Below are 19662 nucleotides of genomic sequence, written 5' to 3'. Positions count from 1 at the left end.
ACCGCATCCTGCATGCATATCCCCGCCTTACTGAAGTAACCGCCCATGGCCCTTTTTGAACTCACCCTTGTCCTGCTTTTGACGGCTGTCGCGCTGACCGCGCTGTCGCGGCGGCTGGAGATACCCTATCCGTCCCTGCTGGCCCTGGCCGGGGTCGGCATCGCCTTCGTGCCTGGCGCGCCGATGATCGAGATCGATCCGGAACTGGCGCTTGCGCTGTTCATCGCGCCGGTGCTTCTCGATGCCGCCTATGACACGTCGCTGCGCGACCTGAAACGCTACCGGCTGTCGCTGTTGCTGCTGGCACTTGGCGCCGTTGTCTTCACCACTGTCGTCGTCGCCTTCGTCGGCTGGAAGATGGCCGGCCTGCCCATCGCAGCGGCAATCGCGCTCGGCGCCATCGTCGCGCCGCCGGATGCGGTGGCGGCGTCCGCCGTTCTGGGGCAGTTCAAGGTACCGCACCGCATCACCGCCATCCTGCAGGGCGAAAGCCTGCTCAACGATGCCACCGCGCTGTTGATCTACCGGCTGGCGGTCTCGGCGGCAGTCGGCTCGATCATGCTGAGCAACGCCATTCCGACGATCCTGCTGTCGACGATCGGCAGCCTGATCGCCGGCTATGTGCTTGGCCGCTTCTCGCTCTTGACGCTCACCCGTATCGAGGATGCGGCAAGCAGCACCGTGGTGCAGTTCGCCGGCACGTTCGGCGTGTGGATCCTGGCCGACAAGCTCGGCCTTTCCGCCATCATCACCATCGTCGTCTACGCCATCACCATTGCGCGCAGGGCGCCGCGCCGGATGTCGGCCAGACGCCGCGTCAGCACCTATTCGGTCTGGGAATCGGCGGTGTTCGTTCTCAACGTGCTCGCCTTCGTGCTGATGGGCCTGCAGGCACGGTCGATCGTCGGCCGGCTTTCCGGCGAAGGGCAGGGCGAGGCCTTTCTCTTTGCCGCAACGGTGCTGGTTGTCGTCATCGTGGCACGCCTTGTCTGGGTGGCGAGCTATGTCGCGATCATCCGGTGGTTTGCCCGTTTCGGCAGCGAAGACAGAAAGCGGGACTTGCCGACATTTGGCGGCGCCGTGCTGGTCGGCTGGTGCGGCATGCGCGGGCTGGTGACGCTGGTGGTGGCCATTGCCCTGCCGGCCGGCTTTCCCGGGCGTGACCCGATCGTGCTTGCCGCCTTCGCGGTGGTTCTGGGCACGCTGGTGCTGCAGGGAATGACGCTGAAGCCTCTGCTGCGGATACTCGACTTCGATCCGGACAGAACGGTCGACAATGAGGTGGCCCAGGCGCGCGTCGCCGTCATGCAGGCGGCACTCGACGTGCTGAGCCGCAAGACCTCGGCTGCGGCGGCTGTCGTGCGCGAGCAGTACGAGGCGCAGCGCGTGATTGCGGAAAATCCGGAGGACGCACAGGCGGCAACCGAATACGACCGGCTGCGCCTCTACGCCATCAACCGCCAACGCGATACGCTGGAGGAATTGCGCAGCAACGGCACGATCGGCGATGAAGCCTATCACCGGCTGGAGGAAGAGATCGACTGGGCGGAACTGGCGGCGTCGCCGGCGGGCCGGTTCCAGCCATTGACGACGGATTAGAAGGTCGTGCAGGGGGAGGCTTCTGGCACAAGCCGCTGCCGTTCCCCTGCACATTGCACTCAATCACTCGAGCCGCTACTGCCATCACCGAAGGTGAGCCGGATAAGCAATGAAGCTGGTCAGCTACAACATCCAGTACGGGTTCGGCAGCGACGGCCGTTACGATCTTTCGCGCGTGGTGCGCATCGTTGACGGCGCCGACATCATTGCCTTGCAGGAGGTGGAGCGGCACTGGCAGCGCAGCCATTTCGACGACCAGCCGGAACTGCTGTCGCGCCTGCTGCCCGGGTATCACTGGGTCTACGGCCCGGCCTTCGACATGGATGCCAGCGAGCTGCGGGACGGCCGCCTGATCAGCCGGCGCCGGCAGTTCGGTACCATGGTTCTGTCGAAGCTGCCGATCGTTTGGTCGCGGCTCCATGCACTGCCGATGCGCCGCACGCTCAGGCCGCTCAACACGCGCAACGCCGCCCTCGAATGCATGATCCGCACGCAGGCCGGCCCGGTGCGGGTGCTGTCGCTGCATCTTGCCCATATCGCCGCCGAGGAACGGCTGGAGCAGATCGACTATCTGCTGGCCGAACACCGCCGGGCGCCGTCCGAAGGCGGGCCATGGAGCGGCATCGACGACGAGCCCTCGCGCAACTGGACCAGCGGCGAGACCGAGCCGGAAAACCCGCTTGCGGCGATCTGGATGGGCGATTTCAACATGGAGCCGGGCAGCGCCGAATACCGCCGCATCGTCGGCAGCACACCCTATCATCGCGGTGCCGCCTATCTCGACGGCTTCGTCGATGCCGCCGCCGTGGCGATTGAACCGGCGGGTGATTTCCACACGCATGAGAAAATCATCGACGGCAGGCTGGCAAAGCGCCGGCTCGACCACTGCTTCGTCGGCGGCATGTTTGCCGGGCGGGTGCGGTCGGTCGCATCGGATATAGGCGAGGTGGCATCCGATCACTTCCCGGTCCGGATCGACATCGATCTCGAGACGCCGCTCGGCTTGGGAGGTCGATAGACCCGCAATGACGCTTTTCGTCTTCTTCGCGGTGCTTGCCGCCGCCGCCATGCACGCGATCTGGAACGCGTTGGTCAAAATCCATCTCGACCGCTTCCTGTCGATCACGCTGATGACATTGGGCATGGGCGCCGCCGCGCTCGTGGTGCTGCCTTTCGTCGAGGTCCCGAAGGCCGAGGTCTGGCCCTACATCATCGCCTCCGTCATTTTCCATATGGGCTACCGCACCTTCCTGATCGGCGCCTACCAGGCCGGCGATTTTGCCCAGACCTATCCGCTGGCGCGCGGCACCGCACCCTTGCTGGCGGCGATTGGCGGCATGTTCGTCGTCGCCGAAGTGCCGGCGCCGCTTGCCATAGTCGGCATCCTGCTTTTGTCGGCCGGCACGCTGGTGATGTCGTTTCGCGGCGGCGCGCATCTGGAGAAGCTCAACCTGCGCGCCGTCGGCTTTGCCTTCGGCACATCTGTCTTCATCGCCAGCTATACGCTGTCCGACGGCAGCGGCGCACGGCTGGCGGCAACGGCGCAGAGCTATGCCGCATGGCTGTTCATCTGCGATGCCTTTGGCGCGCTGGTGCTGTGCCTCGCCGTCCGCGGGCCCAAGGCGCTTCCCGTGCTGGCGCGCGACTGGAAGACCGGGCTGTTCACCGGCGTGCTCAGCGGGGCGGCCTACTGGATCGTGATGTGGGCGATGACCAAGGCGCCGATCGCCTCGGTGGCGTCGCTGCGCGAGACCTCGATCCTGTTCGCCATGCTGATCTCGGTCTACGCGCTCGGCGAGAAGATGACGGGCTGGCGCGGCGCCGCCGCGCTCAGCATCGTCGCCGGGGTCATCGCGCTCCGGCTGGGTTAGGCTGCGCTCAGCCCAGAACGGTCATCACCTGGCCGCGCCGTTCCGGACTGAAGCGGATGACGACGATGATGCAGACGGCGACCACGCCGGCGAAGAGCGCCAGCGCGTAGCCGTAGCTGCCTCCGGCGCTTTCGGCGATTCCGGCCTGATACGGACCGCCATAGGACGCCGCGAGATTGCCGGCCTGATAGATGAAGCCGGGTAAGGTTGCCCGCACCGAGCCGGGCGAGAGTTCATTCAGGTGCACAGGGATGACGCCCCAGGCGCCCTGGACCGCGACCTGCATGACGAAGGCGCCGATGGCCAGCATGAAGGGCGTGGTCGAGTAGGCCCAGAGCGGGATCGACGGCAACGCGATCAGGCAGGCGAGGGTGATGGCGTTGACGCGGCCGATCTTCTCCGACAGCGCGCCGAAGGCCAGGCCGCCGACGATGGCGCCGAGATTGGCGACGATGGTGATCCAGCTCACCGTGTGTGGATCGAAGCCGTGCTGCTTCTTCAGGAAGGTCGGGTAGAGATCCTGCGTGCCGTGGCTGAAGAAGTTGAAGAACATCATCAGCACGACGGCATAGAGCGCCACGCCCCAGTGCTTCTGCAGCGTTTCCAGGAGCCTCGGCTTGACGGACTTCTGCGCCTCGACGAAGGCCGGCGATTCCGGCACATGCGAGCGGATGAACAGCACGATCAGCGCCGGCACGAAGGAGAGCAGGAACATGGCGCGCCAGCCGATCGTGTAGCCGCCGATCGTCTGCTGGTAGAGCAGGCCATAGACCACCGCCGCCATGAGGTAACCGGCCGGATAACCGCATTGCAGGATGCCGGAGACGAAGCCGCGGGCGCTCGGTGGAATGGATTCCATGGCGAGCGAACTGCCAAGGCCCCATTCGCCGCCCATGGCGATGCCGAACAGCGCGCGCAAGGCGAGGAAAATGCCGAGATTGGGCGAGAAGGCGGCGAGCGCGCCGATCACCGAATAGCTGACGATGTTGAGCATCAGAATGGGCTTGCGCCCATATTTGTCGGCGAGCATGCCAAAGAAAAACGCGCCGATGAAGCGCGTCGCCAAGGTCAGGAACAGTGCCTTCGAAACCGCCGGGACATCAGTGTGGAATTCACTCGCAATATCGGTGAGCAGGAACGTCAGAAGGAAGAAATCAAAAGCATCGAGCGTCCAGCCCAGGAATGAGGCCAGAACGGTTTTCTTCTGCTCGGCAGTGAGATTCAAGGCGTCCTCCTTTGGTGCCCCCAAAGGAACGATATGTCGCCCTGCTCGCTAAGAGAACAGCGATCAGCCGGCTTTCGAAGAACCGCCGGTCACTTTTTCGTAAGGTCGAGATCGAAGACCATCAGTCCATCCGTGCCGCCTTCGAGCGCGGCGACCAGGCGGGCGCCGGCTCGCTGATGGGCTTCATGGACCAGATAGGCGTCGCGCGCGGCGGCATCGCGGAAATCGATGGTGAAGCCATGGCCAAAGCCGCGCGCGAAGGGTTCCGGGTTGACATTGGCGCTGAAGTGGACGGCATCCATGCCGTCGATCACCTGCCGCAGCGCTTCGAGGTCGGCATGGATCGCCGCGCGCTCGCTGTCGGGGGCGTCGCTACGAAACCTGACGAAGACACAGTGCCTGATCATTTTCTTTCCCTTCAAGCGGCTCGGTTGCCGGAAAACACCGCCGGCGGCAGCGGCTCGCGGCCGAGGATCAGGTCGGCACCCTTTTCGCCGACCATGATGGTCGGTGCATTGGTGTTGGAGGAGGGCACGCGCGGCATTACCGAGGCGTCGCAGACGCGCAGGCCTTCGATGCCGCGCAACCGCAAATCCGGCGTCACCACGGCCATGTCGTCATGGCCCATGCGACAGGTGCCGACAGGATGGTGATCGGTCTTTGACGTCCGGCAGGCATAGTCGAAGAGTTCGTCGTCGCTCGCCAGCGATGGGCCAGGCAGCACTTCGCGCAACACGTAGGGGGCAAGCGCCTTCTGCCGCATGATTTCGCGCGCCAGCCGCAGCCCCTTGATCGACATGACGCGGTCATAGGGATCGGACCAGTAGTTCGGATCGATCAGCGGGTGATCGGCCGGGTCGGCGCTGTTCAGCCGCACCGTGCCGCGCGAGCGCGGCCGCAGGAAGGCAGAGTTCAAGGTGACGCCGGGGTTTTTCAGCTTCTCGACGCCGGCCTCGATGCCGGATCCCAGGCCGAGATGGAACTGGATGTCGGGCGAGGCGGCGGTCGGGTCGGCGTACCAGAAACCGCCGGTCTCAAACAGGCTGGAGGCAACCGGCCCTTTCTTCAGCAAGAGATACTGCAGGCCGGCCCAGGCCGTGCGGTGCAGCTTGGCATAATTGTCGTAGGTGTGGTCGCCGGTGCATTCGGCGATGACGAACAGATCGAGATGGTCCTGCATGTTGGAGCCGACGCCGGGTAGGTCATGCACGGGCGTCACACCCACCGACTTCAGATGATCGGCCGGGCCGATGCCCGACTGCATCAGCAGCTTCGGCGAGCCAATGGCGCCGGACGAGACGATCACCTCGCGCTCGGCACGCAGCATCTTCTTGTCGCCGCCCGGCCGGTCGACGATTTCAACGCCGACAGCGCGGCCCTTCTCGATGACGATGCGGGTCACCAGCACGTCGGTCTTGACCGTCAGGTTCTTGCGGGCGCGGATCGGCTTGAGATAGGCGACGGAAGCGGAAGAGCGCCGGGCATCCTTCTGCGTCAGCTGGTAATAGCCGACACCTTCCTGGGCAGCGCCGTTGAAGTCCGGGTTAAAGGGAATGCCCATCTCCTGCCCGGCGCGGAAATAGGCCTCGCAGATCGGCAGCGGCGAGATCGGGTTCGACACGCCGAGCGGCCCCTGGTCGCCGTGAAAGTCGTTGGCATAGCGCTGGTTGTTCTCGGCGCGCTTGAAATAGGGCAGCACGTCGCGATAGCCCCAGCCGGTCAGCCCCTCTTCCTTCTCCCAGGCGTCGTAGTCGCGCGCATTGCCACGCGTGTAGATCTGGGCGTTGATGGAGGAGCCGCCGCCGACGACCTTGGCCTGCGTGTACCAGAAGACGCGGTCCTTCATGTTTTTCTGCGGCACGGTCGACCAGCCCCAGGAGGCTATGCCCTTGGTCATCTTGGCGAATCCCGCCGGCATGTGGATGTAGGGATGCCAGTCCTTGCCGCCGGCTTCGAGCAGCAGCACGGAATTTGAGGGATCCTCGCTCAGCCGGTTGGCCAGAACACAGCCGGCCGGACCGGCGCCCACGATGATGTAGTCGGTCATTGTCTCATCCACTTACAGCCGCGGCACGGAAAGCGCGCCGTCGACATTGATGATCGAGCCGGTCGAAAAGCCGAGCTTGCCGGCGGCAAGCGTCGCCGCCATCGCGCCAATGTCCGACGCTTCGCCCCAGCGTTTGGCCGGCACCAGTCCGCCATCGATCAAGGCATCGTATTTGGCGGTCACGCCTGCCGTCATGTCGGTGCGGATGATGCCCGGCCGGACCTCGAAGACGCCGATGTTTTCGGAGGCGAGCCTGAGCGCCAGGTTCTTCACCCACATGGAAAGCCCGGCCTTCGAGATGCAGTAGTCGGAGCGTTCCGGCGAGGCCATTTCGGCGCTGACCGAGGTGATGGTGATGATCGATTTTGGGTGATCGCCAGGGGCCGCAAGCATCGCCTTGGCGACGGCCTGGCTCAGGAAGACCGTGCCGCGCAGGTTGGTGTTCAGCGCGCGGTCGAAATTTTCCGGCTTCAACTCCAGAAGGTCGCCGCGCACGACGGCGCCGATGCCGGCATTGTTGACGAGGCAGTCGATGCGGCCGAAAGCGCGCATGGCGGCATCGACAAGTGGGGCGTGGTTGGCGAGATCGGCGATGTCGCATCGGGCGTAGGCAAACTTCGCGCCGCGCCCGGCAATATTGGAGGCGACGCTATCGTCGTGCCTCTCCGCGAGGTCGGCGACCAGAATGTCGAAGCCGGCATCGGCCAGCGCCTCGGCGCAGGCCAGCCCGATGCCGCGCGCGCCGCCTGTGACGATGGCCGCGGGGCGGGTCATGCGGCAAGCTCCACCTTGCGGATGTGGTCCGCCACCCGCAACGCCTGAGCGGCGATAGACAGGGCCGGGTTGACCGCAGCCGAGTTCGGCAAAAAACTGGCATCGACGACGAACAGGTTTTGGTGGTCGAAGGCGCGGCAGAAGGGGTCGAGCGGGGAGGTTGCCGGATCGTCGCCCATCTTCACCGTGCCGCATTGGTGCGAGGGCGTGCGCTTGTCGAAGGGGCGCGACAGCACGATGGGGTAGCCGCAGGCGCGGAAGTTTTCGCGCATCACCTTGGTCAGCCCGTCGAGCGACTGCATGTTGGAGCGCCGCCACTGCATGACGATGTCCTTGCCGTCGACCATGATGCGGCTTTCGGGATCGGGCAGGTCCTCGCACATCAAATACCAATCGACGGCATGTCCGGCCATGTAATCCAGCGCGAATTTCGGCATCGTCTTCACATTGGCCTTGAGCATGTTGCCGTCGATCTTGCCGAGCAGCTGGACATTGCCGAGCGGTTTGCCGCCCTTGCCGTCCGTGAGATAATAGTCGTTCAGCATCAGCGTCTTCTGGTAGACGGCATCGTTCCTGCGGCGCGGGTCGATGGCCAGCATGGCGCTGGAATTGTGGTTCATGAAATTGCGGCCGACCTGGTCTGAGCGGTTGGCGAGGCCCTTGCCATCGGACGAAGGCGAGCGGAGCAGGATGACGGCGGAATTGACCGCGCCGGCGGACAGGATGACCAGTTTTGGCGACACTTTCTTCGCCTCGCCATTCTGCCGGTAATGGATCGCGGCGATGTTTTTGCCGTCGGGCGCCGCCTCGAGATACTCGACGTGGCAGCCGGTCTCAAGCCGGATGTTGCTGTCCTTGAGCGCCGCTGCCAGCGGCGCTGTCTGGGCGTCCATCTTGCCCTGGCCGGTGTTGGGAAAGGCGTCCCAGCCGGTCTTGCCTTCCTTGAGCCAGGTGTCGATGTCGACGCCGAGCGGCAGCGAGGCCGGGTGCAGGCCGAGGCCTTTGAGCTCAGCGCGGGCGCGCGCGATCGGCGCTTCGTCGGGTACAGGCTTGAAGGCGTAAGGGATCGAGTGGAACGGTTCGGTCGGGTCCTCGCCCAGCGCGCCGCGCACGCGAAACAGCTGCTCGGCTTGGGAATACCAGGGCTCGAACTCTTCATAGGAAAACGGCCAGGCCGGCGAGACGCCGCCAAAGTGCTCCATCGCGGAGAAATCTTCCTTGCGGTAGCGGATCAGCACTGCGCCGTAGAATTTGGAATTGCCGCCGACATAGTAGTAATTGCCGGGGTTAAAAGCCGCACCGCCGGCCTCGCGCCACATCTCCTTTGGCCGGTAGTGGCCGTCGACGAAGATCGAGCGTGTGTCGCGGGCATGCGGGGTTGCCGGCAAAGGCTCGCCGCGCTCCAGCATCAGGATCGAGGCGCCGCTGCCGGCCAGACCGGAGGCGATCGTGGCGCCGCCAATGCCGGAGCCGATGATGACGATGTCCGGATTTGTCATGGCCTAAATCGCGTCCTGACGCGCTTCAGGTTTTTGTTTTGATGCATGTCGTTGCCCCAAAACCGGGTCCACTTTTGGGCGACATACATCAGCGGATGCGGTTTTCGGTCGCCGGATCGAAGAACACCGCCTTGGTCAGGTTGAAGGCGAGCGGTGTGCTGGTGCCCGGCTGGATGTTGGCGTCGGCGCGCAGCCGCGCCACCACGCCCTTGCCGCCGAGATTGGTCACCGCAAAGGTGTCCGAGCCCGCAGGCTCGACGACCTCGATGTGCAGGTCGGCGGTGGCGATGTTGGAGGCATTGCGCTCGGCGCCCTCCGGATCGGTCAGCGCTTCCGGCCGCACGCCGAAGATGATCTGTTTGCCCTGGAATGCCGAGAGACCCGCCGGCGCATTGGCCATCGGCAGCGTGATCGGTTCGCGCGCCTCGCGTTGCAGCACGACGGACAGCGCATTGCCCGAGGTGGCGATGGTCGCCGGGATCAGGTTCATGGCCGGCGAGCCCATGAAGTCGGCGACGAACAAATTGGTGGGGTTGTTGTAGATCTCGGCCGGGGTACCGAACTGCTGCACCTCGCCGTCGCGCATGACCGCGATCTTGGTCGCCAGCGTCATCGCCTCGATCTGGTCGTGGGTGACGTAGACGATGGTTGTGCCTGTCGTGGCATGCAGGCGCTTGATCTCGATGCGCATGTCGACGCGCAGCTTGGCGTCGAGGTTGGAGAGCGGCTCGTCGAACAGGAACAGCTTGGGGTCGCGCACCAGCGCCCGGCCCATGGCGACGCGCTGGCGTTGGCCGCCGGAGAGCTGGCTCGGCTTGCGCTGCAGGAGATGACCGATCTGGAGGACCTTCGCCACCTTGTCGATCGCCTTCTGGCGCTCGTCGGCCGGGACGCCGCGCATTTCCATGCCGAACGAGATGTTTCCGGCCACGGTCATGTTCGGGTAGAGCGCATAGCTCTGGAACACCATGGCGATGTCGCGCTTGGACGGATGCAGATCGTTGATGGCGCGGCCGTCGACGCGGATTTCGCCCTCGGTGATCTGCTCCAGGCCGGCGATGGTGTTGAGCAGTGTGGACTTGCCGCAGCCGGACGGGCCGACCAGCACCAGGAAGCCGCCTTTTTCGAGCTCGACATCGATGCCCTTCAGGATCTCAACATTCCCGAAGCGCTTCTTCAGCCCATCAATTTCCAGAAAAGCCATGGTCGTTCCTTCTGAATTGGTCAGCCTTTGACCGCGCCCGCCATCAGCCCGCGCACGAAATAGCGGCCGGCGACGACATAGACGATCAGGGTGGGCAGAGCCGCGATCATCGCGGCCGCCATGTTGACGTTGTATTCGACGACGCCGGTCGAGGTGTTGACGACGTTGTTGAGCGCCACCGTCATCGGCATGGCGTCGCCGGTGCCGGCATAGGCGGACGCGAACAGGAAGTCGTTCCAGATGTTGGTGAACTGGTAGATCACGGTGACGACGAAGATCGGCATCGAGTTCGGCAGCATGATGCGGCGGAAGATCTGGAAGAAGGAGGCGCCATCGACCTGCGCGGCCTTGATCAGCTCGTTCGGGAACGCCTCGTAATAGTTGCGGAAGAACAAGGTGGTGAAGCCGATGCCGTAGACGACGTGGACGAAGACCAGATTGACCGTCGGGTTGCCGAGACCGAAGCTGGTGCCGACCGAGTTCTGCAGCGACACGCCGAAACGTCCGAGACTGCCGAGAATCGTCGCCATCGGCAGCAGCACCGACTGGAACGGAATGAAGCAGGCAAACAGCATCAGGCCGAAGACCAGCGTCGCGCCGCGGAAACGCCATTTGGTCAGCACGTAGCCGTTGAGCGCGCCGAGCATTGTCGAGATCAGCACGGCGGGAACCACCATCTTGATCGAGTTCCAGAAATAGCCCTTGATGCCGGCGCAGGTGAGGCCGACGCAGGTCTCGCCCCAGGCCTTCAGCCACGGGTCGAAGGTCGGCGCCTTGGGCAGCGCCAGCATGTTGCCGTTCTGGATCTCGTCCATGGTCTTGAACGAGGTGACCAGCATGACGAAGAGCGGCATCAGGTAGAACAGCGCGAACAGCGCCAGGAGCCCGTAGATGACGACGCGGTTGACGAGCTTGGTGTTGATGCCGCCTGAGGCCTGGCGGGCAGGGGTGGCGACAGCGCTCATCGCGGCTTCTCCCTGAGTTCCGAATAGAGGTAGGGCACGATGATGGCGACGATGGTCATCAGCATGATCACCGCACTGGCCGAACCGACGGCCATCTCGTTGCGCTTGAAGGTGTACTCATACATGAAGTTGGACGGCAGCCAGGCCGAGCCGCCGGGGCCGCCGGAGGTCAGCGCCACAACCAGATCGTATGACTTGATGGCGAGGTGCGCGAGCACAATGAAGGCCGACAGGAAGATTGGCCTGAGCAGCGGGATAACTATGCGGCGGTAGAGCTGGAAGGTGGTGGCGCCGTCGATCTGCGCCGCCTTCATGATCTCGCCGTCAATGCCGCGCAGGCCGGCCAGGAACATCGCCATGATGAAGCCGGAGGCCTGCCAGACGCCGGCGATGACCACCGTGTAGATGACGAAATCCTTGTTCTTGATCCAGTCGAAATGGAAGCTCGTCCAGCCCCATTGATGCAGCGTCTGCTCGAGGCCGAGGCCGGGGTCGAGGAACCATTTCCAGGCGACGCCGGTGACGATGAAGGACAGCGCCATCGGGTAGAGGTAGATCGGCCGCAGCACGCCTTCGCCGCGGATCTTCTGGTCGAGCAGGATGGCCAGGAACAGGCCGAGCGCCAGGCAGATCAGGATGTAGAGAAAGCCGAAAATGCCCATATTGGTGATCGACGTGTACCAGCTCGATGGCGGGTCGGTGTCGAAGGTCCAGCCCCACAGCCGCTGATAGGCGCGCGAACCAGTGATGACATAGGACGGGAAGGTCTTGGAATTGGTGAAGGACAGATAGATGGTCCACAGGATGAAGCCGTAGACGAAGACGATGGTGATGGCGAAGCTCGGCGCCAGCACGATCTTCGGCAAGGCGTCCTGCAGGCGCGAGCGCACAGAGGGGCGCGACCGCTCCGGCGTCAGCTTGATCTGGCTTGTTGCTACCGTGCTCATGAGCTCCTCCCGTTTCGGGTCGTCCGTGCTCTGCCGTCAGGCGGCAAGGCGGCCCGTGCATACGGGTCTTCGGTCGGCATGGTGTCGAGCCGGCCAATCGTTGAGATGAAACCTTCCCCGCCGAAGCGGGGAAGGCGTCTTCAGGTGTTGCGCTTACTTGGCGTCGTCGATCGCCTTGACCAGTTCGGTCACGGCTTCGTCCGAGGTCTTGATCTGACCATGGACGAACTTCGAGACGACGTCCTTGTAGGCATTGGCGACCGCCGGAGGCGCGCCATAGCCCTGGGCCAGCGAGCCGAACAGCGTGCCGCCTTCATTGGCCGCCTTCAGGTCGGCGATGCCCTTCTTGCCGCAAGCGTCGAAGTCGGTGTCCGGAACGTCGGTACGGGCCGGAACCGAGCCCTTGACGACGTTGAAGGCCGACTGGAAGCTCTTCGACAGAGTGGCGGTGGCCAGCGCGACCTGGGCGGCCTTGCGGTCGTCCGGAACGTTGAACATGCCGAACATGTCGGAGTTGTAGATCACGGAGCCGTCGGTGCCCGGGAAGCGATAGCACAGGAAGTCCGTGCCCGGGGTCTTCTTGGCGGCGTGGAACTCGCCCTTGGCCCAGTCGCCCATGACCTGCACCAGGGCGTCGCCCTTGATGACCATGGCGGTGGCAAGGTTCCAGTCGCGGCCCGAGAAGTTCGGGTCGACATAGGTGACGAGCTTGGCCAAATTGTCGAACGACTTCTTCATCGTGTCCGACTTGAGCGAAGCGTCGTCGAGGTCGTTGAAGGCCTTCTTGTAGAACTCAGGTCCACCGGTCGACAGCACGACCGAATCGAACATGGTGGCTTCCTGCCAGTTCTGGCCGCCGAGAGCGAGCGGGATCACGCCTGCCGCCTTGGCCTTGTCGAGCAGGGCGACGAAGTCGTCGAAGGTCTTCGGCTCGGTGCCGCCGATCTTGTCCATGACGGCCTTGTTGATCCACAGCCAGTTGACCGAGTGGACGTTGACCGGAGCCGCGACCCACTTGCCTTCATAGACCGAGAACTTCTGCAGGGCCGCCGGAACCGACTTGTCCCAGCCTTCCTTCTTCGCCGTCTCGGTCAGGTCGCCCATCACGCCGGCAGCGGCATAGTCGAGCACGGTGTAGCCGAGCATCTGCGAGGCGGTCGGGTAATTGCCGGCCGCGACCATCGCCTTCAGCGCGGTCATGGCTGCGTCACCGCCGCCGCCGGCCACCGGCACGTCCTTCCAGGCATAGCCTTCCTTGGCCAGATCACCCTTCAGCACGTTGAGGGCAGCCGCTTCACCGCCCGACGTCCACCAATGCAGCATCTGCACTTCCTTGACGTCCGCGGCATGCGCCGAGAAGGCAAAGCTCGTCGCAAGAGCCGTTCCGATAAGCAGTTTGCGCAACATGTACTTCCTCCCTTGTTGCATTACACGACCGGTGGAAGCCCACCGGGTTCTTCCCAACTCAGCCGACCCACCATCCGGTGCGCTGGCCGCGATGAAACTGGATTGTCTTTTCCTCGGTATAGTCCTCTACCGCGCGTTTCCCGAGTTCGCGTCCGAGACCGGACTGCTTGTAGCCTCCGAAAGGCAGCTCGGGATAACCTTCCATGAATGTGTTCACCCAAACCGTCCCCGAACGCACCCCACGCGCCACCGACATGCACGTGTCGATGCTGGCGCTCCACACGCCCGCAGACAGACCATAGGGCGTGTTGTTGGCGATGTGCAACGCCTTTTCAATCGATTCAAAAGTGAGCACGGAGAGCACCGGTCCGAAGACTTCCTCGCGTGCGATGGCCATGTCCTCGGTGACGCCACGCATGATGGTGGGGTCCAGATATTGGCCGGCGTTGGAGGCCAATTGCTTGCCGCCGCTGAAGACATTGCTGCCTTCGCCCGCCGCTGCCGCGACGTAACCCGTCACCTTGGCCAGATGGTCGGACGAGATCATCGCGCCGACCTTGGTTTGATCGTCGAGCGGGTCGCCGACCTTCACTTTGGCGGTGAGTGCCTTGACGGCGCCGAGAAAATCGTCGGCGATCGCCTCGTGCACGATCAGCCGGCTGCCGGCATTGCAGCATTCGCCGGCGTTGAAGAAGCCGCCGAACACCGCCGCGTCGGCGGCGGCTTCGAGGTCGGCATCGGGGAAGACAATCTGGCCGTTCTTGCCGCCGAGTTCCATCGAGACTTTCTTCAGCGACTGCGCGGCGGAGGCCATGGTCATCTTGCCGACGCGCGTGGAGCCGGTGAAGGATACCATCTCGACCAGGGGATGGCTGACCATAGGCGCGCCGACATCGGCTCCCAGACCGGCGAGGATGTTGACGACGCCGGCAGGCAGGCCGGCCTCCATCAAGATGTCGCCGAGAACGAAGGTCGAGGCCGAGGTCATTTCGCTCGGCTTGACCACCGCCGTGCAGCCGGCGGCGAGCGCGAAAGGCAGTTTCTGGCTGACGATCAGGAACGGGAAATTCCATGGCGTGATGATCGAGACGACGCCGATCGGCTCGCGAACGACCACGCCCAGCATGGCGTCGCCGAGATTGGCATAGCTCTCGCCATGCAGCGTGCGGGCGAGCGAGGCGGCATAGCGCCAGATATCGACGGCGCCGCCGATCTCGCCGCGTGCCTGGGCGATCGGCTTGCCGGATTCCAGCGCGTCGAGCCGGGCAATGTCTTCCAGCCGCGTCTCGATCAGGTCGGCCGCTCTGAAGAGGATCGCGGCGCGTTCCGAGGCTTTCATGCGCGGCCATGGCCCGGTCTCGAACGCTTTGTGAGCGGCCTGCACGGCCGCTTCCACTTCAGCTTGGCCCGCCTGCGCATAGCGCGAAACGGTAAAGCCGTGGCCAGGGCTCTTGCGCTCTAACGTGCGGCCGTCGCGGGCATCGACATGCTTGCCGTCGATCAGCAGCCGATAGGTTTTCGGCGCGGCTGACGCTTCGGCGGGCATGGCGATGTTGAGAGGTGCGTTCATCAGGATTGTTTTCTCTAGCTTCTTGAAAATGCCGGTTTCTGCCTGGTCTTGAAGGCATCGACGCCAGCCTTGAGGTCGCCGGTGAGCGCGATGAAGCCGCTCGCCAGTGCTTCGGTGGCGGCCGCACTTTCCTCGCCTTCGGCGACCGCGATCATCAGCTTGGCCGCTTCCGTCGCCAGCGGACCGCGCTCGGCGATTTTTTCGGCCCAGGCCTTGGCCTCGCCGAACGCCCTGCCGGTGTCGACGACGCGGTCGACGATACCCAAAGCCAGTGCATCGGCTGCCAGGAAAACCTCGCCGCCCAGCGCCATGCGCCGCACGGTCTGCGCGCCGAAGCGGCGCACGGCGCGCTGCGTGCCGGACCAGCCGGGCACGACGCCGATCGAGGTTTCGGGGAAGCCCAGTTTAACATGCGCCTCGGCGACGCGGAAATCGCAGGCGACCGCCAGCTCCAGCCCGCCGCCCAGCGCATGGCCGGACAGCACGGCGATGGTCGGTTGTCGGAGCCTGGCCAGCCGGTCAAAGACGCGGTGGCCGTAGCGCACCCATTGCACCTGGAAATCGGCGGCGCTCATCTGCGCCCAGGCTTCAACGTCGCCACCAGCGCAAAAGCCCTTGCCTTCGCCGCGCAAGAGCACGATGCGGACGCCCTCGGCCATTTCCGCCTCGTCAAGCGCGGCTTCCAGCGTACGCAGCATCGGAATGTCCAGGGCGTTGAACTTTTCCGGGCGGCGGAGCGTGACGACGCCGATAGCGCCATCCCTTTCGAAGGTGACGAGGCGCTCAGCCATGCGCGCCTCCGAGCGTGGCGCCGCCATTAAGCGACAGGCCGATCGGCCGGTCCTGATAGAGCGCTTCCGGCGTCACCTTGAGATCGTTGGCGACGCCGAGCGGCATCTCGGCCTGCGCCAAGACATCGCGCTCGAGGTCGATGCCCGGCGCCAACTCGGTGACCATCAGCCCATCCGGCGTCAGCTTCATCACGCAGCGTTCGGTGACATAGGTGATGTCCTGCCCCTGCGCGACCGCGCGCTTGCCGGAGAAGGAGATGTGTTCGACCTCGCTGACCACCTTCTTGACCTTGCCCTCCTGGTCGATGCGGATGCCGCCATCGGCCAGCGAAAGCTTGGCGCCGGCATTGAAGAAGCCGGAGAAGACGATCTTCTTTGCCCGCGCGGTGATGTCGACGAAGCCGCCGGCGCCGGCGGTGACATGCGGCCGCGCCGACAGTTTCGACACGTTGACCGAGCCGTGGCGGTCGATCTGCAGGAAAGACAGCAGCGAGGCGTCGAAGCCGCCGGCCTGGAAATAGATGAACTGGTGCGGCGAGGGCATGATCGCCTCGGCGTTGGACGCACAGCCGAATTTGAAGTCGAGCAGCGGCACGCCGCCGACCGCACCCTGCTCGATCACCCAGGTGACCTTGCCGTGCTGGCCCTCTTCCAGAAGGATGCGCGGAACGTTGGCCGAGATGCCGAAGCCGATATTGACGGCCATGCCGTCACGAAGCTCCATGGCGACGCGCCGGGCGATCACCTTCTGGACGTTCATCTCGGCATTGCGGAAGGTCGACAGCGGCCGGAAGATCTCGCCCGAAATCGCCGGGTCGTAAGGCGTCAGCGTCGTCTGCAACTGGTCGGGCGCGACAACGATATGGTCGACCAGCACGCCGGGCACGCGCACATCATGCGGCTTCAGCGTGCCGTTCTCGACGATGCGCTTGACCTGCGCGATGACGATGCCGCCATTGTTGCGGGCGGCGAGCGCCTGTTCGAGGCCGCCGAGATAGGCGCCTTCATGCTCATAGGTAAGGTTGCCGCGCTCGTCGGCCGTGGTGGCGCGGATGATCGAAATGTCGGGCACGATCGAGCGGAAATACAGCCATTCCTCGCCGTCGAACTGCTGCACCGACACGATCGGCTCGCTGGCCGCCGCGTTCATGGCGCAGCCCTGGTGGCGCGGGTCGGCGAAGGTGTCGAGGCCGACCTTGGTCAGCACGCCCGGTCGTTTGGCTGCGGCCTCGCGATGCATGTCGAACAGGATGCCAGACGGCACATTGTAGGCGGCAACCGAATTGTCGCCGATCATCTTCCAGATCTGCGGCGGCTCTGACGAGGAGGGGCCGGACGGATAGGAGCCGCACAAAGTACGCTTCAAGAGGCCGGGCTTGGCCAGATGATCGATGCCCTTGATGCCGTACATGTCGCCGGCGGCAATCGGATGCAGCGTGGTGATGTTTTTTGGATGGCCCTCGGCATCGAAGCGCTCGCCGATGGCGGCAAGCACGGTGTCCGGACAGCCGAGGCCGCTCGACGACGACACGGATACCGTCATGCCGTCCTTGATCAGGCTGGCTGCCTGTCCCGCTGAAACGACCTTGCTCACTTCATGCTCCCGAGTTTCGGGTCGATCTTGATGGCCTTGCCGGAGCTTGCCGATTGCAATGCCGCCTCGGCTGATGCCAGCGACCAGATGCCGTCCTCGCCGGTGGCGGCAGGCTGGCCGTTGCCCAGGATCGCGGCGTGGAATTGGCGCACGGACCTGACGTAGAGATTCTCGCGGTCGAAGCTCAATTGCTCATCGCCCTTGTCCGTGCGCAACAGCACCGAGCCGTCCGGCTTCTGGGTCATCACATTGCTGGCGATCAGCGAGCCTTCCGAGCCATGCACCTCGAAGCCGGTGCCGGCGAACTTGGTGGTGAAGCCTTCATGCGACTGGGCGATGAGGCCCGATTTGAAGCGCCAGATGCACATGGCGCCGTCTTCCAGTCCGCTGCCGGCCATGCCGGCGGCTTGCGTGAAGGCCGAGACCTCGACCGGATCGTCGTCGAGCACGAAACGCAGCGTGTCGGCGTCGTGCACGGTGATATCGAGCACCACACCACCGCCCGCTTCCGGCCGGGTAATGCGCCAGCCCTGCAAATTCTCCGGCAGATAGACGGAATGGAAAACGCGCGCGGCGATCGGCTTGCCGATGCGTCCGGTCGCGATGGCGTCACGCATGGCGCGATGCGCGCCGGCATTGCGCAGATGGTGGTTGGTGCCGAGCGCGATGCCGGCCGCCCTGGCGGCCGCGACCATCTTGCGCGCATCGGCGCTGGTCAGCGCCAGCGGCTTCTCGCACAGCACATGCTTTCCCGCCGCGATGGCGGCCAGCGCCTGTTCGAGATGCAGTTCGTTGGTGGTGGAGATGTAGACCGCGTCTATGTCGGACGTCAGCAAGACATCCAGGGCCGACACGGCGAGCGGAATGCCGTTTTCCCTGGCATAGGCCGTGGCGCGTTCCGGGTTGGAACTCATCACCGCCGCGACCTCGCCATCCTCTTGCGCGCGGATGGCATCGATCATGAATTGCCCGGCGATCGTGCTGGCGCCGATCAGCCCCCATTTGACACTCACGGGGCGCCTCCCGTTCCCACAGGCCTGTTTCGCGTACGGAGATCTGGACCGCAGCTTTCCCTGACCACGAGATTGACCGCGCCGATATGGTCTTCGGCGCGCGTGGTGCGCGACTGGATCAGCTTGAGCATGACGTGGGCGGCGCGCTCGCCGAGGCCGGCTGTGTCCACCGCCACGCTGGTGAGCGCCGGCATGTAGTGTTCGGCCTCGACCACGTCGTCGAAGCCGACGACGGCGAAATCCGGTCCCGGCTCAAGCCGACGCTTGCGCAATGCCAGCATCACGCCGAAGGCGACGGCATCGTTGAAGCAGAGGGCCGCGGTCGGCGGCTCAGCCATTGTAAGGGCGGTTTCCAGGCAGGCGAGGCCGCCTCTGCGGTTGGTTTCGCCCTCGACGACCAGCACGTCGCGGGCAGCGATGCCCAGCGTCTCGCAAGCTTCGCGAAAACCGCCCAGCCGTTCCTGATAGACCACCAGATCCGAAGTGCCGCCGAAGAAGGCGAGCCGGCGATGCCCTTTTGCGATCAGGTGAGCGGCAGCAAGATAGGCGCCACGATGATTGTCAGGCGCGATCACCGGGATGCGGCTTTCAGGCAGCCGGCGCATGGCGAAGACCACCGGTACGCCCGCCAACTCCAGCCGCCGGAACGCCCCTGGCGTGGTGCCGCGCGCCGGGGACACGATGAGACCGGCGACGCCCTGTTCCATCAGCGACTTCAGCACCTCTTCCTGGCGCACCGGATTCTCCGCCGTGTTGGCGATGAAGGGCACGATGCCGGCCGACTGGAAGACGCGTTCCATGCCGACCGCCAGTTCGGCGAAGAACGGATTGGTGAGGTCGTTGATGACCATGCCGATGACGTTTGAGTGGGCCTTGCGCAGGTTGGCGGCGCCGCGGTTGTAGACATAGCCGACATCCTCGATCGCCTTGCGCACCTTGATCGCGGTTTCAGGCCGGATCAGCCCGCTGCCCTGGAGCACGAGCGATACCGTCGATTTGGACACGCCCGCCTCGCGGGCAATGTCGAATATCGTGGCCTTGGCCCGGCTGGCCATCTCGATGCGTCCTCCCCGTTTTCTCAATCGAATTTATTGGAACGTTCTAATCACTGGTTCAATCTCGAGTCAACCGCGATTTTTTTGCAGCCAGAAAAACC

At 64.4% G+C, this 19662-nt stretch carries 17 protein-coding genes; 3 read left to right on the top strand and 14 right to left on the bottom strand.

Annotated features, from left to right (window positions below):
* Positions 1–45 precede the first annotated feature (45 nt).
* From AC1DPX_RS20340 to AC1DPX_RS20330, 3 genes are all read left to right on the top strand, one after another.
* The gene (locus AC1DPX_RS20340; RefSeq protein ID WP_477239144.1) at positions 46–1599 is read left to right on the top strand and encodes a cation:proton antiporter; all 1554 of its coding nucleotides are present in this window, start codon (positions 46–48) and stop codon (positions 1597–1599) included.
* Between the two features lie 109 nt (positions 1600–1708).
* Positions 1709–2617 (top strand): endonuclease/exonuclease/phosphatase family protein, encoded by a 909-nt coding sequence (locus AC1DPX_RS20335; protein ID WP_477239142.1) that lies wholly within the window; start codon positions 1709–1711, stop codon positions 2615–2617.
* Positions 2618–2624: 7 nt separating this feature from the next.
* The gene (locus AC1DPX_RS20330; protein ID WP_202357973.1) at positions 2625–3470 is read left to right on the top strand and encodes an EamA family transporter; all 846 of its coding nucleotides are present in this window, start codon (positions 2625–2627) and stop codon (positions 3468–3470) included.
* A gap of 7 nt (positions 3471–3477) precedes the next feature.
* Here AC1DPX_RS20330 and AC1DPX_RS20325 read toward each other — a convergent pair whose 3' ends face one another.
* The 14 genes from AC1DPX_RS20325 to AC1DPX_RS20260 all read right to left on the bottom strand — a co-directional run bounded on the left by AC1DPX_RS20325 (position 3478) and on the right by AC1DPX_RS20260 (position 19561).
* Positions 3478–4695 carry an MFS transporter gene (locus AC1DPX_RS20325; protein WP_477239140.1) on the bottom strand — a complete coding sequence of 406 codons (1218 nt, stop codon included), beginning with the start codon at positions 4693–4695 and terminating at the stop codon, positions 3478–3480.
* Positions 4696–4784: 89 nt separating this feature from the next.
* Positions 4785–5102, bottom strand: coding sequence for a Dabb family protein (locus AC1DPX_RS20320; protein ID WP_477239138.1), 318 nt, complete (start codon positions 5100–5102; stop codon positions 4785–4787).
* Between the two features lie 11 nt (positions 5103–5113).
* Positions 5114–6742 carry a GMC family oxidoreductase gene (locus tag AC1DPX_RS20315; RefSeq protein ID WP_477239136.1) on the bottom strand — a complete coding sequence of 543 codons (1629 nt, stop codon included), beginning with the start codon at positions 6740–6742 and terminating at the stop codon, positions 5114–5116.
* A gap of 12 nt (positions 6743–6754) precedes the next feature.
* Complete coding sequence (locus AC1DPX_RS20310) at positions 6755–7516, bottom strand: 3-ketoacyl-ACP reductase (RefSeq protein WP_477239134.1); 762 nt, start codon at positions 7514–7516, stop codon at positions 6755–6757.
* Entirely contained in the window at positions 7513–9015 is a 1503-nt protein-coding gene (locus AC1DPX_RS20305; protein WP_477239132.1) for an FAD-dependent oxidoreductase, read from the bottom strand. Before AC1DPX_RS20305 ends, AC1DPX_RS20310 begins: the two co-directional genes overlap by 4 nt.
* Positions 9016–9103: 88 nt before the next feature.
* The gene (locus tag AC1DPX_RS20300; protein WP_202357978.1) at positions 9104–10219 is read right to left on the bottom strand and encodes an ABC transporter ATP-binding protein; all 1116 of its coding nucleotides are present in this window, start codon (positions 10217–10219) and stop codon (positions 9104–9106) included.
* A 20-nt stretch (positions 10220–10239) separates the two neighbouring features.
* Positions 10240–11184 (bottom strand): carbohydrate ABC transporter permease, encoded by a 945-nt coding sequence (locus tag AC1DPX_RS20295; protein ID WP_477239130.1) that lies wholly within the window; start codon positions 11182–11184, stop codon positions 10240–10242.
* Positions 11181–12131, bottom strand: coding sequence for a carbohydrate ABC transporter permease (locus AC1DPX_RS20290; RefSeq protein ID WP_095199413.1), 951 nt, complete (start codon positions 12129–12131; stop codon positions 11181–11183). Before AC1DPX_RS20290 ends, AC1DPX_RS20295 begins: the two co-directional genes overlap by 4 nt.
* Positions 12132–12284: 153 nt before the next feature.
* Positions 12285–13538 carry an ABC transporter substrate-binding protein gene (locus AC1DPX_RS20285; protein ID WP_095772584.1) on the bottom strand — a complete coding sequence of 418 codons (1254 nt, stop codon included), beginning with the start codon at positions 13536–13538 and terminating at the stop codon, positions 12285–12287.
* 58 nt (positions 13539–13596) lie between these two features.
* Positions 13597–15108: an aldehyde dehydrogenase family protein gene (locus AC1DPX_RS20280; protein WP_477239128.1), complete on the bottom strand. Its 1512-nt coding sequence runs from the start codon at positions 15106–15108 to the stop codon at positions 13597–13599.
* Positions 15109–15122: 14 nt separating this feature from the next.
* A complete protein-coding gene (locus AC1DPX_RS20275) occupies positions 15123–15899 on the bottom strand; it encodes an enoyl-CoA hydratase/isomerase family protein (protein ID WP_477239126.1) in 777 nt (258 codons plus the stop codon).
* Positions 15892–17493, bottom strand: coding sequence for an acyl CoA:acetate/3-ketoacid CoA transferase (locus AC1DPX_RS20270; RefSeq protein ID WP_477239124.1), 1602 nt, complete (start codon positions 17491–17493; stop codon positions 15892–15894). Before AC1DPX_RS20270 ends, AC1DPX_RS20275 begins: the two co-directional genes overlap by 8 nt.
* The gene (locus AC1DPX_RS20265) at positions 17490–18506 is read right to left on the bottom strand and encodes a Gfo/Idh/MocA family protein (RefSeq protein ID WP_477239122.1); all 1017 of its coding nucleotides are present in this window, start codon (positions 18504–18506) and stop codon (positions 17490–17492) included. The genes AC1DPX_RS20270 and AC1DPX_RS20265 overlap by 4 nt, the downstream gene beginning before the upstream one ends.
* Positions 18503–19561 (bottom strand): LacI family DNA-binding transcriptional regulator, encoded by a 1059-nt coding sequence (locus AC1DPX_RS20260; RefSeq protein ID WP_202357984.1) that lies wholly within the window; start codon positions 19559–19561, stop codon positions 18503–18505. The genes AC1DPX_RS20265 and AC1DPX_RS20260 overlap by 4 nt, the downstream gene beginning before the upstream one ends.
* Positions 19562–19662: the final 101 nt, after the last annotated feature.

It is taken from the genome of Mesorhizobium sp. 01N446, assembly GCF_056399285.1.
This window is presented reverse-complemented; position numbering and strand designations above follow the sequence as displayed.

Coding starts and splice junctions, on each gene's coding strand:
- AC1DPX_RS20340 (WP_477239144.1), top strand. CDS start 46: ATGGCCCTTTTTGAACTCACCCTTGTCCTGCTTTTGACGGCTGTCGCG.
- AC1DPX_RS20335 (WP_477239142.1), top strand. CDS start 1,709: ATGAAGCTGGTCAGCTACAACATCCAGTACGGGTTCGGCAGCGACGGC.
- AC1DPX_RS20330 (WP_202357973.1), top strand. CDS start 2,625: ATGACGCTTTTCGTCTTCTTCGCGGTGCTTGCCGCCGCCGCCATGCAC.
- AC1DPX_RS20320 (WP_477239138.1), bottom strand. CDS start 5,102: ATGATCAGGCACTGTGTCTTCGTCAGGTTTCGTAGCGACGCCCCCGAC.
- AC1DPX_RS20315 (WP_477239136.1), bottom strand. CDS start 6,742: ATGACCGACTACATCATCGTGGGCGCCGGTCCGGCCGGCTGTGTTCTG.
- AC1DPX_RS20310 (WP_477239134.1), bottom strand. CDS start 7,516: ATGACCCGCCCCGCGGCCATCGTCACAGGCGGCGCGCGCGGCATCGGG.
- AC1DPX_RS20305 (WP_477239132.1), bottom strand. CDS start 9,015: ATGACAAATCCGGACATCGTCATCATCGGCTCCGGCATTGGCGGCGCC.
- AC1DPX_RS20300 (WP_202357978.1), bottom strand. CDS start 10,219: ATGGCTTTTCTGGAAATTGATGGGCTGAAGAAGCGCTTCGGGAATGTT.
- AC1DPX_RS20295 (WP_477239130.1), bottom strand. CDS start 11,184: ATGAGCGCTGTCGCCACCCCTGCCCGCCAGGCCTCAGGCGGCATCAAC.
- AC1DPX_RS20290 (WP_095199413.1), bottom strand. CDS start 12,131: ATGAGCACGGTAGCAACAAGCCAGATCAAGCTGACGCCGGAGCGGTCG.
- AC1DPX_RS20285 (WP_095772584.1), bottom strand. CDS start 13,538: ATGTTGCGCAAACTGCTTATCGGAACGGCTCTTGCGACGAGCTTTGCC.
- AC1DPX_RS20280 (WP_477239128.1), bottom strand. CDS start 15,108: ATGAACGCACCTCTCAACATCGCCATGCCCGCCGAAGCGTCAGCCGCG.
- AC1DPX_RS20275 (WP_477239126.1), bottom strand. CDS start 15,899: ATGGCTGAGCGCCTCGTCACCTTCGAAAGGGATGGCGCTATCGGCGTC.
- AC1DPX_RS20260 (WP_202357984.1), bottom strand. CDS start 19,561: ATGGCCAGCCGGGCCAAGGCCACGATATTCGACATTGCCCGCGAGGCG.